The organism is Rickettsia endosymbiont of Cantharis rufa, assembly GCF_964026445.1.
Taxonomy (GTDB): Bacteria; Pseudomonadota; Alphaproteobacteria; order Rickettsiales; family Rickettsiaceae; genus Rickettsia.
Map to the genome: position 1 here is coordinate 340,718 of NZ_OZ032150.1, position 20,618 is coordinate 361,335.

A 20,618-nucleotide genomic window follows, 5' to 3' on the forward strand; every position below is an offset into this window, starting at 1 on the left:
TTCTGATGTGCTATCACATCTTGTACCAAAAGTATAAGCAACTACTTTTAACAAAATCTTATCCAAAGAATATCAAAGCCATCTTTGTTTGGATTTATTCTGTACATAAGGCCATTGTTCATCTATTTCAGGAGCAATAATTACTTCTATCGTATTGATAGAATGATTTATCTTTTTTGGTCGTGCCCCGTATTGCAGCTTAGCATGAATAATCTATAATCCTCAAACAGTAATAAGAGAGAATTATAGTTAAGGAGTTATGACAAGAATATATGTTAAGTGTAGATCAAGAATAGATGTTAAGTGTAGATATTATAACGACACAGAAAAAGTAGTAAAGGCGGGATATTCAATTTCAAAACAACAGAGATATCAATGCAAGCAGTGTAATCGATATTTTTAACTGTAATATATTAATAATGCCTCTAAGCCTGGAGTCAAGGCTCAGATAGTAGATATGTCAATCAATGGCTCTGGAGTTAGGGATACAGTAAGAGTATTAAAAGTGGGTATCAATACGGTTATCCGTGTTTTAAAAAAATCTAGCGTTAAAAAAGATAAATCATTCTATCAATACGATAGAAGTAATTATTGCTCCTGAAATAGATGAACAATGGCCTTATGTACAGAATAAATCCAAACAAAGATGGCTTTGATATTCTTTGGATAAGATTTTGTTAAAAGTAGTTGCTTATACTTTTGGTACAAGATGTGATAGCACATCAGAATCATTACTGAAAAAAACTGGAGGATTTTAAGGTTACTTTTTACTTTACAGATGGATAGGGAAGTTATGCTAGGTTATTAGATCCCAAAAAACACATTGTTAGTAAAAAATATACTCAACGGATAGAACGGGGTAACTTAAATCTTAGAACAAGATGCAAAAGACTGACACGTAAAACAATTTGTTTTTCCAAGTCATTGGATATTCATGATAAAGTCATCGGAACTCTTATTGAACGTATAGCATTTAATATCCACATCTGTAAAATGGAGGTGCGACCTGGCGCAATAATCTTGCTCAGGATAGTGCTCTTACAGCTGCTATCTTAGATCGTCTGCTCCATCATTCCACGATACTCAATATTAAAGGGGATAGTTTCAGACTTAGAAATAAAAAGAAAGCTGGTCTTGTATCAATAGAGGTGATTAATAAACAGGAGGATAATCTTATGACTTAAATATCAAATGATTTCTTATTATACTGTATCAATTTTCAAACAGTATATATTAAAATTATGTATCATTTTTCGACCGCTGTTGACATTCCAGAAAGTTAATAATAGACGATATTAACAGTAGGGATAAAAATGCCGGATATAGAGCCAAAGATATATCCAGCTGAATTTAAAGAATCAGCGATTAGATTAGCTATTGAGTCTAAGCAACCTTTTGCTCAAACAGCTAGAGAACTAGGAATTACGAAGTATAGTCTATATAATTGGGTTAATAAACATTCAAAACTCAAGGAAGTAATGAGATATGAAGAACATCTGTATGATGAATTAAGGAGATTGAAGAAGAACTAGATAGAGTAACACAAGAACGTGATCTATTAAAAAGGCTGCCGCGTACTTTGCAAAAGAATCCCAATAAGGTACGCATGGATAAAGGAAAACAGAGGTAATTTTTCCATTTCTGCTATGTGTAAATTTATGAAAGTATCACGTAATGGTTATTATGAATGGTTAAATAATCTTGGATGTAATAGGGTTAAAGAAGGTAATGAATTAACAAACAGAATTGAAATTATCTTTAAAGAAGGTAGAGGTAATTATGGAACTAGACCTATTAAAAAGGAACTATCACGGCAAGATATAACTGCTAGTAGGAGACGCATTGCAAGACTAATAAAAGAAGCTAATTTGCTATGTAAAACTAAACGTAAATTTAAAGCCATTACTGACTCTAATCATAATAAGCAAATTGCTCCTAATTTATTAAATAGAGAGTTTACAGTTTATGCTGCTAATTGTTATTGGGTTGGAGACATAACCTATGTGCCAACTGGTGAAGGCTGGCTATATTTAGCAACTGTTATTGATCTATTTTCTAGAAAAATTATAGGATGGTCTATGAGTAATAACATGAGAGCTGATTTGGTTAATAATGCTTTATTAATGGCAATATGGCAACGTAAACCAGCAAAAGGGCTTATTTGGCATACTGATAGAGGTAGTCAATATTGTTCTGATAGTCATTTAAAAATTATAAAACAACATGGTATCAAACAGAGTATGGGTCGTAAAGGAAATTGCTTGGATAATGCTGTTGCTGAAAGTTTCTTTCATACTATAAAAACAGAATTAATGTATCAATATAAATTTAAAACTAAGGAGGAAGCAAAATATGCCATATTTGAATATATAGAGGTATTTTATAACCGTATCAGAATGTATTCTGCTAACGATTATTTATCACCAGTAAGATATGAAGAGATACAAAATTGCGCTTAAACAACTGTTCGGAAAAGTGTTTACAGATCGTAATATTTTTAACAAAACGCCATACTCAAAACTAATCCAACGTAATTATTAGCTCGAAATCTTGTCATACAATTAGCAGGGTTTCGGATATCAAGAGTCGCTACCTGCAATATTAGTAAAATTAGGGCAGCTAAAATAGGTAAATAGTCGATATTACAGTTAGCTATCTTTGTTGCCAGGATAAATAACAATATAAAACCTATATAATATATATAAAGCCAAAACTTATAATGCTTGTTCTCTAAGTATATACCTAAAGACTTCACTCCTATTTTTCTATCATCTTCTATATCCGCAAAGCCGTAGATTGTATCATATCCGATTATCCAACTAGCACAGGCTAAATACATAATAATCGCTGCCATTTCAAGTTTATCCTGAACTGCCGCATAACCTATTAATACTCCTAGTTTAAAGGTAAAACCCAAAAAGATTTGCGGAAAGTAAGTAATACGCTTCATTAGCGGATATATAGCAATCATGATAACGGCAAATAATCCTATATATATAGCTGTTCTGCTTAATGATAGCAAAATGATTAAAGAGATAATAGCAAGTATGATGGCTATAGTAATAGCATAGGAAACAGACAAAGCACCGCTTGCTAAAGGTCGATCTTTAGTCCTCGTAACATGTTTATCAAATTTTCGATCAAATAGATCATTAATAATACATCCGGTACTCCTCGTAGTTATACTACCTAAAATAAATAACGGAAGTAAATGTACTAGCTCTGATTTTGAAGGGTTTGCAAGTAATAATCCAAACAAAGCCGGAAAAAAAACTAATGAATAAGCTACAGGCTTATCTGCCCGCATTAATTTTAAAGTAAGTAAAAGTTTGCTCATCATTTCTATTTTCTTATTAATTCTTTAGCAAGCTCTGCCTCTAATTCCTCAATGGTTGGGAGTTCACTTTCTATCCCTTTAGGTAAATTTTCAGTTATTTTGTACTCTGCAAGTCCAATAGGTTTACTCATATCACGTAATGCGTATTCTGCAAGCACATTATTTTTTGATTTGACCTGTAAACACTTTTCCGAACAGTTGTTTAAGCGCAATTTTGTATCTCTTCATATCTTACTGGTGATAAATAATCGTTAGCAGAATACATTCTGATACGGTTATAAAATACCTCTATATATTCAAATATGGCATATTTTGCTTCCTCCTTAGTTTTAAATTTATATTGATACATTAATTCTGTTTTTATAGTATGAAAGAAACTTTCAGCAACAGCATTATCCAAGCAATTTCCTTTACGACCCATACTCTGTTTGATACCATGTTGTTTTATAATTTTTAAATGACTATCAGAACAATATTGACTACCTCTATCAGTATGCCAAATAAGCCCTTTTGCTGGTTTACGTTGCCATATTGCCATTAATAAAGCATTATTAACCAAATCAGCTCTCATGTTATTACTCATAGACCATCCTATAATTTTTCTAGAAAATAGATCAATAACAGTTGCTAAATATAGCCAGCCTTCACCAGTTGGCACATAGGTTATGTCTCCAACCCAATAACAATTAGCAGCATAAACTGTAAACTCTCTATTTAATAAATTAGGAGCAATTTGCTTATTATGATTAGAGTCAGTAATGGCTTTAAATTTACGTTTAGTTTTACATAGCAAATTAGCTTCTTTTATTAGTCTTGCAATGCGTCTCCTACTAGCAGTTATATCTTGCCGTGATAGTTCCTTTTTAATAGGTCTAGTTCCATAATTACCTCTACCTTCTTTAAAGATAATTTCAATTCTGTTTGTTAATTCATTACCTTCTTTAACCCTATTACATCCAAGATTATTTAACCATTCATAATAACCATTACGTGATACTTTCATAAATTTACACATAGCAGAAATGGAAAAATTACCTCTGTTTTCCTTTATCCATGCGTACCTTATTGGGATTCTTTTGCAAAGTACGCGGCAGCCTTTTTAATAGATCACGTTCTTGTGTTACTCTATCTAGTTCTTCTTCAATCTCCTTAATTCATCATACAGATGTTCTTCATATCTCATTACTTCCTTGAGTTTTGAATGTTTATTAACCCAATTATATAGACTATACCTCGTAATTCCTAGTTCTCTAGCTGTTTGAGCAAAAGGTTGCTTAGACTCAATAGCTAATCTAATCGCTGATTCTTTAAATTCAGCTGGATATATCTTTGGCTCTATATCCGGCATTTTTATCCCTACTGTTAATATCGTCTATTATTAACTTTCTGGAAAACTATAGTCGCATCATTATTGTCATACCGTGGCTCAGCCACGGTATCCAGAAAAAAATATTGTTTTTGGACCCCGTGATCAAGTCACGGGGTGACAACATTAACTTCTCGCTCTAACAGCCCATAAGGTTATAATCGATATTGCGGTTATGTAAATCGCAATTGATAAAGGGCTGCTGGTTACATGCCAAAGCATTAAACAGATTGACGGAGTAAGGCGTCCGATTAGCGAAGAGCCTATACTACTGCCGATACCGACTAGCATATATTTATCGGCAGTTTTAAACAAATTATTTAGCCAGCAATTTAAAGGGGTTAAGAAGCCAACACCTAGTATTATAACCCAAACACGCACAAAATTAACATACCATATAGATGAATTATTCAAGAATAACCATAAAGGAATCATGCTTAAGCTCATTAAAATCAGAGTACCGCTTAGTATTTTATGATAATGTAGTTTTTTTGTTAGATGGCCAATTATCGGAATCATAATCATATCAAAAATCAGAAACTCGGTATTAAATTCCATCATTGTTTCAAGTGATATATCGGTAATAAGCGGAATAAAGCTATTCATAAATACGAAAGGTACTATGTAGATCATATACGAAAAACCTACGGCAAAGCTAATACGTAAGATACTTAGTTTGTTGTTCCAAATTGTGTTTAAGTCGAGTAATAGTGACGATACTACGTCATTGCGAGGAAAAACTGCAGGTTTTGACGAAGCAATCTCAGGCAAAATTCCTGAGATTGCCATACTCCTTTTAGTCGCTCGCAATGACGTGCAATCCTCACTCTTTCTCAAAAAATAACCTATAAGAGCCGTAAGCCCGCCAAATATGAAACATAACCTCCAATATTCATTATACTCCACATTTAAAACTATAGTGCTGATAAATGAAGCAAGAATAATACCAACCATAGTAGAGGTTTGATAAAGGTAAGAAGCTTTAAATACTTCCTCTTCGTTTTTATTCTCTAAAATAAATAATTTAGCAATGGCGCATTCACCCTCGGAATATACTCCTTGCAACGTTCTAAGCAAAATTAATAATTGCGGTGCAAGCCAACCTATTTGCGCATGAGACGGTATCAAACCTATCAAACTAGTTGAGAAGGCCACCCCAATCAAAGAATGTGACAAAGCAAAAACACCACCGTATTTTTTAGCAATTACGCCAAAAAAATAAGATCCTATGGGACGTGTAAATAAAGACGTAGCAAGAACGCTATAGGTAAGTATTAAGGCTGCAACTTTATCATGATTCGGGAAGAAAGTGCTAGCAAGTAACGGAGCTAGAAACCCATAAAGCGCAGTATCAAAATGATCCATCGCATTACCGATTAAGATCGAAAAACCCCTTTTGCTTAATGAATTATTCATATATTAATAATTTAAAATTTATAATGGATTATAAGTATGTAATCTTCCTTGTAAATATTTTTTTAAGAGATATGATTATAAAGTTATAGCTTAAAAGTAATTGTAATTAATGAATAATTTGAAACAAGGAAAGTTTATTACATTTGAGGGAGGGGAGGGAATCGGTAAATCTACTCAATCTCAAATGCTATACGAATATTTAAAATCTCAAAATACTTCTGTTATTTTAACTCGTGAAGTCGGTGGCACTGCTGTTGCCGAAAAAATGCGTGAAATTTTAGTGCATGAAGAATTATTACCCATGTCCGAGCTATTACAAGCTATGGCAGCGCGCTATGATCATATGGTACGAAAGATTATACCAGCTCTGCAAGAGAGATATATTGTAATATGCGATAGGTTTATTGACTCAACTGCCTGTTATCAAGGATTAGAGCTGGAAAACGGTATAGATTTAGTTTATAATCTGCACAAAACTTTAATGCCCCCTCTTATGCCGGATATTACGTTTTTTATTGACGTAGAGCCGGATACTGCTATTGAGAGAGTAAATTTACGAAATATGAGTAATAAATTTGACGTAAAAGGTATAGATTTTTATAAAAAAATCTATGATTGCTTTAAAGAATTAAGTAATAGATTTCCTGAAAGGATAAAGACAATTAAAGCTTCAGATTTAAGTCCAGTTGAAGTACATGAGTTAATAAAGAAGCATTTATGAAGAATACTTACTATATCACGACCCCTATATATTACGTTAACGACGTTCCCCATATCGGTCACGCATATACAAGCGTCGCAAGTGACGTAATTGCTCGCTTTATGCGTCTTTGTGGTAAAGACGTAATGTTTTTAACAGGTACTGATGAACATGGGCAGAAAGTAGAAAAAGCAGCTATTAATAAAAATATCGATCCGCAAAAATTTACTGATCAGACCTCTGAGAGTTTTCGTCATTTGATGACTACTATGAATATTTCTAATGATGATTTTATTAGGACAACAGAAAATAGGCACAAAGAGGCCGTAGCCATTTTTTGGCAGAAATTACTAGATAAAGGCGCTATTTATGAGGGGTTTTATGAAGGGTGGTATGCAGTGCGGGATGAGGCTTTTTATGATGAGTCAGAGCTAACTGAAGATAGGCTAGCACCGACTGGAGCTTCGGTTGAATGGATTAAAGAACCAAGTTACTTCTTTAATCTTTCAAAATGGCAAGATAAATTACTTGAGTTTTATGAAGCAAACTCTGATTTTATTAGACCTATGTCAAGGCGTAACGAAGTAATTAGCTTTGTTAAATCAGGCTTGAAAGATTTATCGGTATCGCGTACTACTTTTAACTGGGGAATAAAAGTCTCAAATAATGCCAAAAATGATGTCAGACATGTAATTTATGTTTGGCTTGATGCACTGGCTAATTATATTTCGGCACTCGGTTATCCTCGTGAACAAAGTAGTTATGGTAAATTTTGGCCGGCTGATTTACATGTAGTCGGTAAGGATATATTGCGTTTTCATGCCGTTTATTGGCCTGCTTTCTTAATGGCTGCCGAAATTCCACTGCCAAAAACAATTATGGCTCATGGTTGGTGGACGAATGAGGGACAAAAAATTTCTAAGTCTCTTGGGAATACTATTGATCCAATTAAATTATTTGATGAATTCGGTGTTGATCAGGTTAGATATTTTTTGATGCGTGAAATAACATTCGGTGCGGATGGTAATTTTGCTCGTAGTAATTTAATTACTCGCATCAATAGCGAGCTATCAAACAAAATCGGCAATTTATTGCAGCGTAGTACGGCTTTTGTTTATAAAAATAATGATGGTAAAGTGCCGCTCCTTACACAAAGTGTTATAGATAAAATATATGAGCTGCCAATTTTAAAAACAGCTATTAAATTTGCCAAGCAGAATATTTTATTGATGGAAAAAACAGAGATTAATAAAATTCTTGAGAATATTATTAATTTAGCGGAAGAAGCAAATATTTATATTGATAGTGAAGCACCTTGGAATTTGAAAAAAACTGATCATGATAAGATGTTAGAGGTATTATATACTTTACTCGAAGTTTTACGTTATATTGCGATAATGCTTCAGCCTTTTATGCCGACTTCGGCAAATAAAATGCTTGATCAGCTAGGAGTAAATAAAGAAGAACGTTTATTTAAGCATTTAGTGCGTGATTATGCTTTAACAGCAGAAAGCAATATTTTAGAACCTACTATAATATTCCCAAGATTTGAGGAGTGTGTTGTATGAATCTTATTATTTCGTCTCTGTATAGATGTCTCGTTGTGTGGATCAAAAAAAGACATTTATGTCATTCTTGCCTTCCTCGATGTCATTCCCGCGAAAGCGGGAATCCAGCTTTTTTAAATAAACTATATACTAAATTTTTATATAATTTTCCTTGTTTTTATTATTTTTTACTGGATTCCCGCTTTCGCGGGAATGATATCGACACTAGATAATGTTAATAGATTCACATTGTCATCTTAATTTACTTACTGACTTGTCATCCCGCGAGCTCGTAGCGGGATCCGGTAAAAATATTAAAACAACTAATACTAGTTGTTTTTTGGATACCGTGGTCAAGCCACGGTATGACACGGTGCTTCTAGATTCTGTCATTCAAAGAGCGTTAGAAAATAATGTGCAGTATATGCAAACTATCTGCACTAAAATTGAAGACTTACCGATTGTTTTAGAAATAGCTGAAAAGTATAAAAATGTTTTTGCGAGTGTTGGAGTGCATCCTTGTGAAATTAACGAAAGCAGCAGGCTAATTACGGATTCAGAAATAATAGAGCTAACCCAGAATCCGAAAATTATTGGAATCGGTGAGACAGGTCTTGATTATTATCATGAACCTTACGATAAAAAACTACAAAAAGATTCGCTAGTAGCGCATATACATGCGGCGTCTAGTACACTCCTACCCGTTATTATTCATACAAGAGAAGCAGACAAGGATACAATAGATATTTTAACCTCAGAAATTCGTAATAGCAAATTTCCTGGTCTGATCCACTGCTTTACTTCCTCAAAAAATCTAGCAACAAAAATGTTGGATATCGGCTTGTATATTTCAATGTCAGGTATTATAACTTTCAAGAATGCAACTGATTTGCAGGAAATAGTTAAATATGTACCGCTTGATAGATTATTGATTGAAACCGACTCGCCTTATTTAGCTCCTACCCCCATGCGTGGTAAACAAAATGAACCGGCTTTCGTTAAATATGTTGCCGAGAAAGTCGCCGAACTCAAAAATATCACTTCAAAAGAAGTGGCAAATACTACTACTCGTAACTTCAAAACATTATTTTCTAAATTTGAAAAGCATACTCGTTTAATTTGAAAAATTGACTACGTTGTTTCTTGCTGATAATCCTCACGTACTAGTTGTACGCTGCGGTTATCGGCTTCAAGATGCCCTGCTCTTTTCCAAATTAAACTCCGTCTACCTACTCTTCATTTACTCATAGTGTAAATAAATAATACTTTATAAAATCATCAAAATTAATAATTTAAAGTTGAAATTTTTAAAATAATTATGTATTTTTATAATATTTCAATTATTAGTGTATTTAATATGGAATTTGATCGCAAAAATACCATCATTGGTTTTTTAAAAGAAGATGAAGATCAAAAATTCACATCTTATGGCATAGCTGAATGGATTGTAGAAAATCACATTGAAGAAGCAAGACTCAAAGCAAATGCAAGTACAAATAAGAGATCGTTAGAAGCAAAGACTCAAGAAGAAAAAGATAAGGAGATTATAGGAATTTATGCAGGTGAAATTAGCAGTAGTAAGCTTTCTGCTGAACGAAGACAAGAACCTAATATTAGAATAGAGCTAAAACCTAAGCTAAAGTTTTATTATTCGCAAAACCCTGATTACTATGTCAATAATGAACAAGCCACAGAACCTAAAATAAATGCAAATAAAGAAGATAAAATAACCGAAGCACAAGTATGTGATGCACTTGCATTATATCTTCAGAACAAATTGAAGATTCATAATATACCTATTAAGCATAATTTTTCGGTCGCACCTCCATTTTACAGATGTGGATATTAAAAGGCTATACGTTCAATAAGAGTTCCGATGACTTTATCATGAATATCCAATGACTTGGAAAAACAAATTGTTTTACGTGCCAGTCTTTTGCATCTTGTTCTAAGATTTAAGTTACCCCGTTCTATCCGTTGAGTATATTTTTTTACTAACAATGTGTTTTTTGGGATCTAATAACCTAGCATAACTTCCCCATCCATCTGTAAAGTAAAAAGTAACCTTAAAATCCTCCGGTTTTTTTTCAGTAATGATTCTGATGTGCTATCACATCTTGTACCAAAAGTATAAGCAACTACTTTTAACAAAATCTTATCCAAAGAATACCAAAGCCATCTTTGTTTGGATTTATTCTGTACATAAGACCATTGTTCATCTATTTCAGGAGCAATAATTACTTCTATCGTATTGATAGAATGATTTATCTTTTTTAACGCTAGATTTTTTTAAAACACGGATAACCGTATTGATACCCACTTTTAATACTCTTACTGTATCCCTAACTCCAGAGCCATTGATTGACATATCTACTATCTGAGCCTTGACTCCAGGCTTAGAGGCATTATTAATATATTACAGTTGAAAATATCGATTACACTGCTTGCATTGATATCTCTGTTGTTTTGAAATTGAATATCCCGCCTTTACTACTTTTTCTGTGTCGTTACAATATCTACACTTAACATCTATTCTTGATCTACACTTAACATCTATTCTTGATCTACACTTAACATCTATTCTTGCCATAACTCCTTAACTATAATTCTCTCTTATCACTGTTTGAGTATTATAGACTATTCATGCTAAGCTGCAATACGGGGGCACGGCCATGGGGCTGTTAACAAAATAATTTTAAGGCTAATTAAAATCTTTTTTGCCGCAAATTATAAGATTTTTTTGAAATATGAATAACTATTCCGGCAAAAATCTTATTAATTTTTGCTAAAAAACCTATTTAATTATCAATTAAAGCTATTTTGTTAACAGTCCCATAGACCATTATTATCACGCATCTATAAAAATTTAAGACGTGAATCCTAAAATTAATGTTACTAAAGAAATTTTTGATGTTAAACTAAATGATTATATTAATTATTTTTTAGATTTAGGGATAAATTATGATGAACTGTGATTTAAGTACTAATTATACATATTATATGTTAGAGGGGCTTAGAGCGCAAATTGCCCCAATGCATTTAGGCATAAAAATTCTAAAAGAAGCATATGAACATGAGTCACTAGAAGATAACGGTTTTGCAAGAATTATGCATGCTTATTTAACTCTTTGCGAACGCATGACTAGAAAATATGAAAAACCTGAATTTAATATTCTTGAAACAATAATTGACGATAAAACCTATAACATAAATGAAAAAGTTATACTAAAAAAACCTTTTTGCGAATTAAGGCATTTTGAAAAAACAGGTTTTAAAAAAGAATTACCTAAATTATTAATAGTAGCACCTATGGCAGGGCATCACGCTACTTTACTTAGATCAACAGTACAAGAATTGTTACCTTATACGAATGTGTATATTACGGATTGGACAGAAGCAAGTTATGTACCACTTGAAGCAGAGCATTTTGATATGGATGATTATATTGATTACGTAATGGAGTTTATCAATTTTATGGGATCAAATATTCACACTATGGCAGTTTGCCAACCTACCGTACCTCTGCTTGCTGCCACTAGTTTAATGTCGGAAAATAATAGTCCAAATGTTCCAAGCTCAATGATTTTGATGGGCGGTCCTATCGATGCAAGAAAAAACCCTACGGTAGTTAATGAATTTGCTCAAAGTAAAAGTTTAGAATGGTTCTGCAAAATGGTTACAATGCAGGTACCGCCAAATTATCCCGGTCATGGAAGAAAAGTATATCCTGGCTTCCTCCAGCTTGCCGGTTTTATGAGTTTAAACTTGTTCCGTCACATGGATTCGCATTTAGAATTATGGCAAAGCCTATTAAATTGTGACTATAAAAAAGCCGATCATACTATTAAATTTTATGATGAGTACTTAGCAGGTATGGATATGCCGGCAGAGTTTTATTTACAAACTATAGATGAAGTATTCCAACAATTTTCATTAGCAAGAGGTAAATTAGTTTCTGAGAAGCGTCCGATCGATTTAAAACATATTACCAAATGTGCTTTACTCGGTATTGAAGGGGAGTTCGATGACATTGCAGCAATAGGGCAAACAAAAGCTGCTTTAAAACTTTGCCCCAACATACCTGAATCAATGAAAAGATATCATTTACAAAAAGGGGTAGGGCATTACGGGGTATTTAGCGGAAGTAAATTTAAACAGTTTATAGTACCTATTATCAAAGATTTTATCTATGATTTTGATAAAACTAATTTCAAGTAACCTAAACTTAAGGCAATATAAAAATAGTCATTACGAGTGGGTACTGCCTGCGTAGAACGGTAGAACTCACTGTGTCACTCCGTGGCTTGACCACGGGATGACCAGAGGTAAAATTGATCCAAGCAACAATACCATGCGGGGATGATATAGTAGTCATACAACAAGATCATAACTAAAGAAGAATTGTGGTAAGTTAATATTCAATTGTTATTAGTTTTTTGAGTTTTTTGTTGTTGCTGTTGTTTGTATTCTTCCGCTTTTTCCTCTATGGAATTAAAAAAGAAATAAGTAAAAGTTAAAAAACCGGTCAAAATAATACCAAATGTTATTAGTATTGTTTTAAGCTGCTTTCGTGAATCTTCTGCTTTTAATTTTCTCTCTTCTTCATCTATACCCTCATCATTTTTGAATTCAGATATTATTATTTGTTTTTCCGTAGTATTTTCCATGTTGTAACTCAACTAAAATGAACCTCTTTATTACTAAGTTGTTCCTATAACTTACAGATTTTGAAGTTTATAAGATTAGCTATAATGATCAGGTTTAAGCCTCATAAAAATAGGATATATAAGCAATAACGCTATGTCAATAGCCTTATTAGCGATAAATTATATCATAATATATGTTCAACCAAGATTATACATGTTATTATAATTTGGGTCTCCTAGTATTGAGGTATTTAAAGTATCGGAGCAAGCAGATGATAATATAGCATCATCAAAAGTGATATCAGATCGTCCTATATAATTTTGAACGAAATAATTAGCAGTATGCTCAAGAAATGCATATTTTGTTGGAGCCGCTGCAACAAACTGCTGACATTCTTGATTTCCCAGTTTATAGCCGATCAATGTTAACAACACAGCACTATACTCATCTTTCTGCTGATAAAAACCTATTGCATTTACTTTGACAAGAATGCAGCAAGCCTCATGACGGCCCTGCATAACATCTGATTCTAAGCTTTTTAATATTTCTTCTAACTGTTCTTCTTTTTTTTAAAGCTGAAGTTGTAGAAAAAAGCTTCCCCATAAATTTCATAATGTGGTGATGAGTTTAATTTTCCTTTAAGGAGTGCTTTAAATAAAATTCTAGGTTGTTCAAGATTCATACTTTAATTTTCTCCTACTTTCATTACTAATTCTTCGATTTTATTCATTTTTGATTTATCGGCAACTAAAAGACCATTCATAGTGATCTATCAACACTTTTCCGGACAGTTGTTTAAGCGCAATTTTGTATCTCTTCATATCTTACTGGTGATAAATAATCGTTAGCAGAATACATTCTGATACGGTTATAAAATACCTCTATATATTCAAATATGGCATATTTTGCTTCCTCCTTAGTTTTAAATTTATATTGATACATTAATTCTGTTTTTATAGTATGAAAGAAACTTTCAGCAACAGCATTATCCAAGCAATTTCCTTTACGACCCATACTCTGTTTGATACCATGTTGTTTTATAATTTTTAAATGACTATCAGAACAATATTGACTACCTCTATCAGTATGCCAAATAAGCCCTTTTGCTGGTTTACGTTGCCATATTGCCATTAATAAAGCATTATTAACCAAATCAGCTCTCATGTTATTACTCATAGACCATCCTATAATTTTTCTAGAAAATAGATCAATAACAGTTGCTAAATATAGCCAGCCTTCACCAGTTGGCACATAGGTTATGTCTCCAACCCAATAACAATTAGCAGCATAAACTGTAAACTCTCTATTTAATAAATTAGGAGCAATTTGCTTATTATGATTAGAGTCAGTAATGGCTTTAAATTTACGTTTAGTTTTACATAGCAAATTAGCTTCTTTTATTAGTCTTGCAATGCGTCTCCTACTAGCAGTTATATCTTGCCGTGATAGTTCCTTTTTAATAGGTCTAGTTCCATAATTACCTCTACCTTCTTTAAAGATAATTTCAATTCTGTTTGTTAATTCATTACCTTCTTTAACCCTATTACATCCAAGATTATTTAACCATTCATAATAACCATTACGTGATACTTTCATAAATTTACACATAGCAGAAATGGAAAAATTACCTCTGTTTTCCTTTATCCATGCGTACCTTATTGGGATTCTTTTGCAAAGTACGCGGCAGCCTTTTTAATAGATCACGTTCTTGTGTTACTCTATCTAGTTCTTCTTCAATCTCCTTAATTCATCATACAGATGTTCTTCATATCTCATTACTTCCTTGAGTTTTGAATGTTTATTAACCCAATTATATAGACTATACTTCGTAATTCCTAGTTCTCTAGCTGTTTGAGCAAAAGGTTGCTTAGACTCAATAGCTAATCTAATCGCTGATTCTTTAAATTCAGCTGGATATATCTTTGGCTCTATATCCGGCATTTTTATCCCTACTGTTAATATCGTCTATTATTAACTTTCTGGAAAACTATAGCTGCATCATAGTATCGATAATTATGACATTGTAAAGACCTACTACGGTAGTTAATTTATTATTAGAACTAATGAAAGAGTTTGTAGTATTGCTTGTTACTGCGTTCCCCTCACAATAATTGTCGTTGATATTTTGGTGTTTTACCTATAATAAGGAGTGCCAAGTACCGAGACCGTTCCAAGCAAAATCGGCTTTTATCATAACCATCCCCGAAATATATTCCATTACGGCGTTGTCTATAGAAATAGTTTCTATTTCGTTATAAGCATCACAATTTATTGTTATAGTATCTTCGTTCTGTATAGCATTATTGAAAGAGTTTTCTGCAATACAAAATAAATCAGACTGAAGATTCATTGCTAAGTTTAAGAAGAAGTTAATATCGTATACAAAAATTCCTGAATTCCAAAAATATTCATTACCTTGAAAATATTTTTTTGCTTGCTCTAATATAGGTTTTTCAATGAAATGATCAACTAGACAAATATTTTCTGCAATTGATAATCCTGTGTTTATATAGCCATACTCGGCGCTTATAGTATTTATAGGAATACCTATAGTGCAAATACCGAATTCATTAACATAATATAAAGTTTTATTTACAGTATTAAGGTAATTTATATTATCCGCTATATGATGGTCCGAAGATAACAAAACTACGGTATCAAACCCTTGTGCTTTAGCCGATAATGCCGTAATAATAGCGCAAACGGCAGTATTTTTTTGTAAAGGCTCGGTAATTAATTCTATTTCTACATTTATCTCAGTTGCTTGTTTTTTAGTAATTAATTCATATTTTTTGGAAGTTATTATTGTAGGTTTTCCTAAAAATTTACTTCTATTTAAAGATTCTTGTAGCAGCGTTAGCTCCCCCACTATTTTCGTAAACTGCTTCGGTTTATCCTTAGATGATAGTGGTCATAATCTTTTACCGTTACCTCCTGCCATAACAACGGGCTTATTTTCATATATTTTACAACATTAATTGAATAAATGCTTTATAAATAGTTTTAAAAAGTATGTTAAGTATATTGGCAAGTTTCACAATAAAAAGTAGCTCTCCCTGAGTGTTTTGTCTTGATAATAGTACCAGAGCAGTTCAAGCATTTTTGTCCTTCTCTACCATAAACCATAAGTTGCTGAGTAAAATAACCTGGTTTACTATTGCCGTTTACAAAATCTTTAAGAGTAGTACCACCGGCAGTTATAGCTTTAGTTAACACTTTTCTAATTGATTTAATTAAATTTTCTATTTCATCATCTCTTAAATTGCTACCTAATTTATCCGGATTAATTTGAGCTAAATGAAGACTTTCTGAAGCATAAATATTGCCAACCCCAACTATAATTCCATTATCCATAATTAAATTTTTTATCGGTATTTTTCGTGCAATTAATTTGCTTTTTAAATATCCGAGTGTTAATAAATCAGAAAGCGGTTCTATTGCTAGATTATAAAAAAATTCTTTTTCTAAAAGAACAGTTTTAAAACTATAAATCATACCGAATCGTCTAGTATCGTTGAAAATTAACTTCTCACCGTTACTTAAATCAAAAATTACATGATCGTGTTTTGTGGCTTCATAGTTAGAATGCTGTAAAGTAAACCTACCGCTCATGCCAAGATGAACGATTAAAGAATAATCATTATTAAAATCTATAATTAAATATTTTGCACGACGCCTAACATCCAGTATATTAGTATTTAAGATTTCTGTAGCTAAAAGCGGGGATAATTTATAACGCAAATTGTCTCTTTTTAACTCTATATTTTCTATAACAAGCCCAATTAGCTTATCTTTTAGAGAGTTTTTAAGAGTTTCTACTTCAGGAAGCTCTGGCATTTGATACTATTATTATAATAAAAAACTATGAACCAAACAAATTTTGGCTTTAAAAAAGTAGATTACACTAAAAAACAAGGATTAGTAAATAACGTTTTTTCTAATGTCGCTGATAAGTATGATTTAATGAATGACTTAATGAGTTTTGGATTACATCGCTTATGGAAAGATGAATTTATAAGACAAATTCCAAATCTCAACTCTCATATATTAGATGTTGCTAGCGGTAGTGGTGATATTGCCTTAAAACTTGCTAAAAAAGCAAGAGATAGGGGAAATAATATCTCTGTAACTTTAAGCGACATTAATGAAAAAATGTCGAAGCAAGCTAAGAAAAAAGCAATAGATCTTAATTTATCTCAAAACCTTAAATTTACTGTAGCAAGTGCTGAAGAACTGCCTTTTTTAGATAATAGTTTCGATTATTATACTATAGCGTTTGGTATTAGAAACGTACCTGACATAAATAAGGCTTTAAAGGAAGCATATAGGGTTTTAAAGCCAATGGGTAAGTTTATATGTCTTGAGTTTTCAAAAGTAAAAGAGGGGTGCTTAAAAGATTTTTATAAATTTTACTCATTTAATATTATACCTACTATAGGTCAAATGATTACGAGCAATAAAGAGGCATATGAGTATTTAGTCGAGAGTATAGATTTATTCCCCTCACAAGATGAGTTTAGAATAATGATTAAAGAAGCTGGCTTTGAGGAAGTCGGTTATAAAAACTTAAACGGAGGAATAGTTGCTATTCATAGTGCATATAAATTATGATTTATAATTTTTTTAATTTAATACGAATTTGTCGCATCATTAGTAAAAAGCAAATTCTAATTGACGCTAGAATTCCTAAATATTTTAGGTATATCGGTTATATATTAGCGTTATTTTCTGCTCCGCTATCATTAATCAAAAAACCACGCGAAGATTACGGTAAACGCTTAATAGATTGTTTAAGTAGCCTTGGACCCATTTATATTAAATTCGGACAAGCTCTTTCGACAAGAGTCGATTTAGTAGGGGCGGAGATAGCAGATTATTTAAGGTTATTACAAGATAAGTTACCTCCATTTGATAGTGGCGTGGCAAGAAAGTTGATAATGTCATTGCGAGGAGATATGTATGTCGACGAAGCAATCTCAGCAAATAAACAAGAGATTGCCACGCAGTCTACGACTGCTCGCAATGAGCCCCCCCTTTTCTTACACTTCGACTATACCCCTATAGCCGCTGCCTCAATCTCTCAGGTACATAAAGCACGGCTAGCAACCGGTGAGTATGTTGCAGTAAAAATTTTGCGTCCCGATATTCATAAAAAATATAACCGTGATATTAAGCTGCTATATTTTCTTGCAAAAATCGTTTCAAAATTTTCTAAAGCTAAAAGGCTAAAACCGATTAAAGTAGTTGATAAATTTCACGAAACTATGAAATTTGAGCTTGATTTAAGGTTAGAAGCGGCGGCAGCTTCCGAGCTTACAGATAATATGCGAAATGATATTAATGTGATAATTCCTAAAATATATTGGGATTTAACATCAGAAAATATACTAACTACCAAGTGGTTAGACGGAACTTCTATATATGATACCAAGCTGCTAAAGGAAATGGGCTTAAAACCAAAAAAAATAGCTCAGGATTTTGCCGTAATGTTTTTCAATCAAGCCTATAGAGACGGATTTTTTCATGCTGATTTACACCCTGGAAATATTTTAGTAAATAAGCAAGGTAAGATAATTTTGCTTGATTTCGGTATTATGGGCAGACTTAAAGAAAAAGACCGCTTAGCTGTTGCTGAAAGTCTATTCGGCTTTTTAAAGCGTGATTATAAATTAGTTGCTAAAGTACATTTAAGGGCAGGATACATCCTCTCAAATACTGATTTAGATTTATTCGCCGGGAGCTGTAGAGCAGTTACCGAACCTATAATAGGAACGCCTACGAAAAATATTTCCATAGGTAAGTTGCTCGCACACTTATTTAAAATCACGGAAGATTTTGGCATGGAAGTACAACCGGAATTGTTGCTATTGCAAAAGACTTTGATAATGGTAGAAGGAATAGGTAGACAGTTGGATAAGAACGTTAATATGTGGCAGCTAGCCGAACCTTGGATTAAAAAATGGGCAGTGAAAAACCTAAGCCCTGAAGCGAAGTTATTGCGACTAATAAAGCATCATTTAGAAGAATTATATAGCAAAATAGATGAGTTCTAGTAAAAATCTTGCTAATATTTTGTTAAAATTATATGGTAAATTCAAAGTATCATTATGAAATTACAAGGATGATAGAAAATTCGTAATCTTCTTGCTATAGATAGAATGAATGTTTTATTTTATAAAAGTAATTTTAATTTATATATTATTTCATTTACAAGTATTTCATTTAATGTTAAAAATTTTATTTGCTTTGCGTACTTTGAAATCTATTGATCTAACCTGATCACATAATACCGCCCCCTTTATTTGCTGAAAATCTATTATCACTTCAAATGGATAATTTTCTATTTGACTAGTAATAGGGGCAAATAAAGCAAGACCGCTTTTGAGATTATATTTGTAAGAGCTAAAAGCAACCGCTGGGCGTGTGTTTTGAATTTCTTTACCTTTTTGCGGCCCAAAATCAAGTCAAACTACATCATCTTTTTTCGGTATATAATTTACCATGTTTCATTACCTTTAGTCTCATCATTACTTAATAATTCATGATGACGATTAGAATCAGTAATATTGTCTAGTAATATATCCAATTCAGATTTTTCTGTACTAATAATCAAACTATTTCTGGCCGCGCCCCCGTATTGCAGCTTAGCATGAATAGTCTATAATCCTCAAACAGTAATAAGAGAGAATTATAGTTAAGGAGTTATGGCAAGAATAGATGTTAAGTGTAGATCAAGAATAGATGTTAAGTGTAGATATTATAACGACACAGAAAAAGTAGTAAAGGCGGGATATTCAATTTCAAAACAACAGAGATATCAATGCAAGCAGTGTAATCGATATTTTTAACTGTAATATATTAATAATGCCTCTAAGCCTGGAGTCAAGACTCAGATAGTAGATATGTCAATCAATGGCTCTGGAGTTAGGGATACAGTAAGAGTATTAAAAGTGGGTATCAATACGGTTATCCGTGTTTTAAAAAAATCTAGCGTTAAAAAAGATAAATCATTCTATCAATACGATAGAAGTAATTATTGCTCCTGAAATAGATGAACAATGGCCTTATGTACAGAATAAATCCAAACAAAGATGGCTTTGATATTCTTTGGATAAGATTTTGTTAAAAGTAGTTGCTTATACTTTTGGTACAAGATGTGATAGCACATCAGAATCATTACTGAAAAAAACTGGAGGATTTTAAGGTTACTTTTTACTTTACAGATGGATAGGGAAGTTATGCTAGGTTATTAGATCCCAAAAAACACATTGTTAGTAAAAAATATACTCAACGGATAGAACGGGGTAACTTAAATCTTAGAACAAGATGCAAAAGACTGACACGTAAAACAATTTGTTTTTCCAAGTCATTGGATATTCATGATAAAGTCATCGGAACTCTTATTGAACGTATAGCATTTAATACCCACATCTGCAAAATGGAGGTGCGACCCTATTATTAACTAATTTTAAACTAACTAATGTACCTTCACTAACGTGTAATTTTCCAGCTAAATATTTAGGTATTCTAATACCTAAACTATTCCCTCATTTTTTAATTTGACTTTGCATAATAATGTACTTGTTTATTGTATAAACAAGTACA

The 20,618-nt window shown here is 32.4% G+C and carries 25 protein-coding genes and 4 pseudogenes; 16 read left to right on the top strand and 13 right to left on the bottom strand.

Annotation, left to right across the window (positions count from 1 at the left end):
* Nucleotides 1–457: 457 nt before the first annotated feature.
* The 6 genes and pseudogenes from AAGD46_RS08635 (at nucleotide 458) to AAGD46_RS01835 (ending at nucleotide 2,459) form a co-directional block, all read left to right on the top strand.
* Nucleotides 458–601: an IS1-like element transposase gene (locus tag AAGD46_RS08635; protein WP_341786690.1), complete on the top strand. Its 144-nt coding sequence runs from the start codon at nucleotides 458–460 to the stop codon at nucleotides 599–601.
* Between the two features lies 1 nt (nucleotide 602).
* Nucleotides 603–656, top strand: coding sequence for a hypothetical protein (locus tag AAGD46_RS08640; protein ID WP_410525954.1), 54 nt, complete (start codon nucleotides 603–605; stop codon nucleotides 654–656).
* Between the two features lie 166 nt (nucleotides 657–822).
* On the top strand, nucleotides 823–1,056 hold the full coding sequence (locus AAGD46_RS08645; RefSeq protein WP_410525958.1) for an IS1 family transposase: 234 nt from the start codon (nucleotides 823–825) through the stop codon (nucleotides 1,054–1,056).
* Nucleotides 1,029–1,184: pseudogene (locus AAGD46_RS01825) on the top strand (ATP-binding protein); the annotation flags it as partial. The gene AAGD46_RS08645 and the pseudogene AAGD46_RS01825, both read left to right, overlap by 28 nt.
* A 129-nt stretch (nucleotides 1,185–1,313) precedes the next feature.
* Nucleotides 1,314–1,532: a transposase gene (locus tag AAGD46_RS01830; RefSeq protein WP_341786903.1), complete on the top strand. Its 219-nt coding sequence runs from the start codon at nucleotides 1,314–1,316 to the stop codon at nucleotides 1,530–1,532.
* 105 nt (nucleotides 1,533–1,637) lie between these two features.
* Nucleotides 1,638–2,459, top strand: coding sequence for an IS3 family transposase (locus tag AAGD46_RS01835; RefSeq protein ID WP_341787859.1), 822 nt, complete (start codon nucleotides 1,638–1,640; stop codon nucleotides 2,457–2,459).
* Between the two features lie 38 nt (nucleotides 2,460–2,497).
* Here AAGD46_RS01835 and ubiA read toward each other — a convergent pair whose 3' ends face one another.
* From ubiA to AAGD46_RS01860, 5 genes and pseudogenes are all read right to left on the bottom strand, one after another.
* The gene (ubiA, locus tag AAGD46_RS01840) at nucleotides 2,498–3,340 is read right to left on the bottom strand and encodes a 4-hydroxybenzoate octaprenyltransferase (RefSeq protein WP_410525945.1); all 843 of its coding nucleotides are present in this window, start codon (nucleotides 3,338–3,340) and stop codon (nucleotides 2,498–2,500) included.
* Nucleotides 3,341–3,342: 2 nt separating this feature from the next.
* Nucleotides 3,343–3,510, bottom strand: a pseudogene (locus tag AAGD46_RS01845) (DUF1016 domain-containing protein); the annotation flags it as partial.
* Between the two features lie 29 nt (nucleotides 3,511–3,539).
* On the bottom strand, nucleotides 3,540–4,409 hold the full coding sequence (locus AAGD46_RS01850) for an IS3 family transposase (RefSeq protein WP_341787868.1): 870 nt from the start codon (nucleotides 4,407–4,409) through the stop codon (nucleotides 3,540–3,542).
* Between the two features lie 57 nt (nucleotides 4,410–4,466).
* Nucleotides 4,467–4,685: a transposase gene (locus AAGD46_RS01855; RefSeq protein WP_341787538.1), complete on the bottom strand. Its 219-nt coding sequence runs from the start codon at nucleotides 4,683–4,685 to the stop codon at nucleotides 4,467–4,469.
* Nucleotides 4,686–4,829: 144 nt separating this feature from the next.
* A complete protein-coding gene (locus AAGD46_RS01860) occupies nucleotides 4,830–6,119 on the bottom strand; it encodes an MFS transporter (RefSeq protein WP_341787539.1) in 1,290 nt (429 codons plus the stop codon).
* A 109-nt stretch (nucleotides 6,120–6,228) separates the two neighbouring features.
* On the opposite strand from AAGD46_RS01860, the gene tmk reads away from it, so the two are divergent.
* The 4 genes from tmk (at nucleotide 6,229) to AAGD46_RS01880 (ending at nucleotide 10,215) form a co-directional block, all read left to right on the top strand.
* Entirely contained in the window at nucleotides 6,229–6,840 is a 612-nt protein-coding gene (gene tmk / locus AAGD46_RS01865) for a dTMP kinase (RefSeq protein WP_341787540.1), read from the top strand.
* Nucleotides 6,837–8,387 carry a methionine--tRNA ligase gene (metG, locus tag AAGD46_RS01870; protein WP_341787541.1) on the top strand — a complete coding sequence of 517 codons (1,551 nt, stop codon included), beginning with the start codon at nucleotides 6,837–6,839 and terminating at the stop codon, nucleotides 8,385–8,387. The genes tmk and metG overlap by 4 nt, the downstream gene beginning before the upstream one ends.
* Before the next feature lie 211 nt (nucleotides 8,388–8,598).
* On the top strand, nucleotides 8,599–9,489 hold the full coding sequence (locus tag AAGD46_RS01875; protein WP_341787542.1) for a TatD family hydrolase: 891 nt from the start codon (nucleotides 8,599–8,601) through the stop codon (nucleotides 9,487–9,489).
* Nucleotides 9,490–9,684: 195 nt separating this feature from the next.
* A complete protein-coding gene (locus AAGD46_RS01880; RefSeq protein WP_341787543.1) occupies nucleotides 9,685–10,215 on the top strand; it encodes a hypothetical protein in 531 nt (176 codons plus the stop codon).
* On the opposite strand, the pseudogene AAGD46_RS01885 reads toward AAGD46_RS01880, so the two are convergent.
* Nucleotides 10,212–10,956 (bottom strand): annotated as a pseudogene (locus AAGD46_RS01885) (IS1 family transposase). The gene AAGD46_RS01880 and the pseudogene AAGD46_RS01885 sit on opposite strands and share 4 nt — an antisense overlap.
* A gap of 371 nt (nucleotides 10,957–11,327) precedes the next feature.
* Here AAGD46_RS01885 and AAGD46_RS01890 point away from each other — a divergent pair.
* The gene (locus AAGD46_RS01890) at nucleotides 11,328–12,584 is read left to right on the top strand and encodes a polyhydroxyalkanoate depolymerase (protein ID WP_341787544.1); all 1,257 of its coding nucleotides are present in this window, start codon (nucleotides 11,328–11,330) and stop codon (nucleotides 12,582–12,584) included.
* Between the two features lie 200 nt (nucleotides 12,585–12,784).
* On the opposite strand, the gene AAGD46_RS01895 is transcribed toward AAGD46_RS01890, so the two are convergent.
* The 6 genes and pseudogenes from AAGD46_RS01895 to mutM form a co-directional block, all read right to left on the bottom strand.
* Nucleotides 12,785–13,033 carry a hypothetical protein gene (locus AAGD46_RS01895; RefSeq protein WP_341787545.1) on the bottom strand — a complete coding sequence of 83 codons (249 nt, stop codon included), beginning with the start codon at nucleotides 13,031–13,033 and terminating at the stop codon, nucleotides 12,785–12,787.
* Nucleotides 13,034–13,210: 177 nt separating this feature from the next.
* The gene (locus AAGD46_RS01900) at nucleotides 13,211–13,531 is read right to left on the bottom strand and encodes a hypothetical protein (protein WP_341787546.1); all 321 of its coding nucleotides are present in this window, start codon (nucleotides 13,529–13,531) and stop codon (nucleotides 13,211–13,213) included.
* A gap of 277 nt (nucleotides 13,532–13,808) precedes the next feature.
* Complete coding sequence (locus tag AAGD46_RS01905; RefSeq protein WP_341787868.1) at nucleotides 13,809–14,678, bottom strand: IS3 family transposase; 870 nt, start codon at nucleotides 14,676–14,678, stop codon at nucleotides 13,809–13,811.
* Nucleotides 14,679–14,735: 57 nt separating this feature from the next.
* The gene (locus AAGD46_RS01910; protein ID WP_341786903.1) at nucleotides 14,736–14,954 is read right to left on the bottom strand and encodes a transposase; all 219 of its coding nucleotides are present in this window, start codon (nucleotides 14,952–14,954) and stop codon (nucleotides 14,736–14,738) included.
* 196 nt (nucleotides 14,955–15,150) lie between these two features.
* Nucleotides 15,151–15,966 (bottom strand): annotated as a pseudogene (locus tag AAGD46_RS01915) (mannose-1-phosphate guanylyltransferase); the annotation flags it as partial.
* Nucleotides 15,967–16,028: 62 nt separating this feature from the next.
* Nucleotides 16,029–16,850, bottom strand: a complete 822-nt coding sequence (gene mutM, locus AAGD46_RS01920; RefSeq protein ID WP_341787547.1) for a bifunctional DNA-formamidopyrimidine glycosylase/DNA-(apurinic or apyrimidinic site) lyase — start codon at nucleotides 16,848–16,850, stop codon at nucleotides 16,029–16,031.
* Between the two features lie 27 nt (nucleotides 16,851–16,877).
* Between mutM and ubiE the strand changes: the two genes are divergently transcribed.
* Both ubiE and ubiB read left to right on the top strand, forming a co-directional pair.
* Nucleotides 16,878–17,624 carry a bifunctional demethylmenaquinone methyltransferase/2-methoxy-6-polyprenyl-1,4-benzoquinol methylase UbiE gene (ubiE, locus tag AAGD46_RS01925; RefSeq protein ID WP_341787548.1) on the top strand — a complete coding sequence of 249 codons (747 nt, stop codon included), beginning with the start codon at nucleotides 16,878–16,880 and terminating at the stop codon, nucleotides 17,622–17,624.
* Nucleotides 17,621–19,066, top strand: a complete 1,446-nt coding sequence (ubiB, locus tag AAGD46_RS01930; protein WP_341787549.1) for a 2-polyprenylphenol 6-hydroxylase — start codon at nucleotides 17,621–17,623, stop codon at nucleotides 19,064–19,066. Before ubiE ends, ubiB begins: the two co-directional genes overlap by 4 nt.
* A gap of 165 nt (nucleotides 19,067–19,231) precedes the next feature.
* Here ubiB and AAGD46_RS08650 read toward each other — a convergent pair whose 3' ends face one another.
* Nucleotides 19,232–19,447 (bottom strand): type II toxin-antitoxin system PemK/MazF family toxin, encoded by a 216-nt coding sequence (locus AAGD46_RS08650; protein WP_410525959.1) that lies wholly within the window; start codon nucleotides 19,445–19,447, stop codon nucleotides 19,232–19,234.
* Between the two features lie 468 nt (nucleotides 19,448–19,915).
* Between AAGD46_RS08650 and AAGD46_RS08655 the strand changes: the two genes are divergently transcribed.
* The 3 genes from AAGD46_RS08655 to AAGD46_RS08665 all read left to right on the top strand — a co-directional run bounded on the left by AAGD46_RS08655 (nucleotide 19,916) and on the right by AAGD46_RS08665 (nucleotide 20,475).
* Nucleotides 19,916–20,059, top strand: a complete 144-nt coding sequence (locus AAGD46_RS08655) for an IS1-like element transposase (protein WP_341786690.1) — start codon at nucleotides 19,916–19,918, stop codon at nucleotides 20,057–20,059.
* Nucleotide 20,060: 1 nt separating this feature from the next.
* Nucleotides 20,061–20,114 (top strand): hypothetical protein, encoded by a 54-nt coding sequence (locus AAGD46_RS08660; protein ID WP_410525954.1) that lies wholly within the window; start codon nucleotides 20,061–20,063, stop codon nucleotides 20,112–20,114.
* 166 nt (nucleotides 20,115–20,280) lie between these two features.
* A complete protein-coding gene (locus tag AAGD46_RS08665; protein WP_410525960.1) occupies nucleotides 20,281–20,475 on the top strand; it encodes an IS1 family transposase in 195 nt (64 codons plus the stop codon).
* The last annotated feature ends 143 nt before the right edge of the window (nucleotides 20,476–20,618 follow it).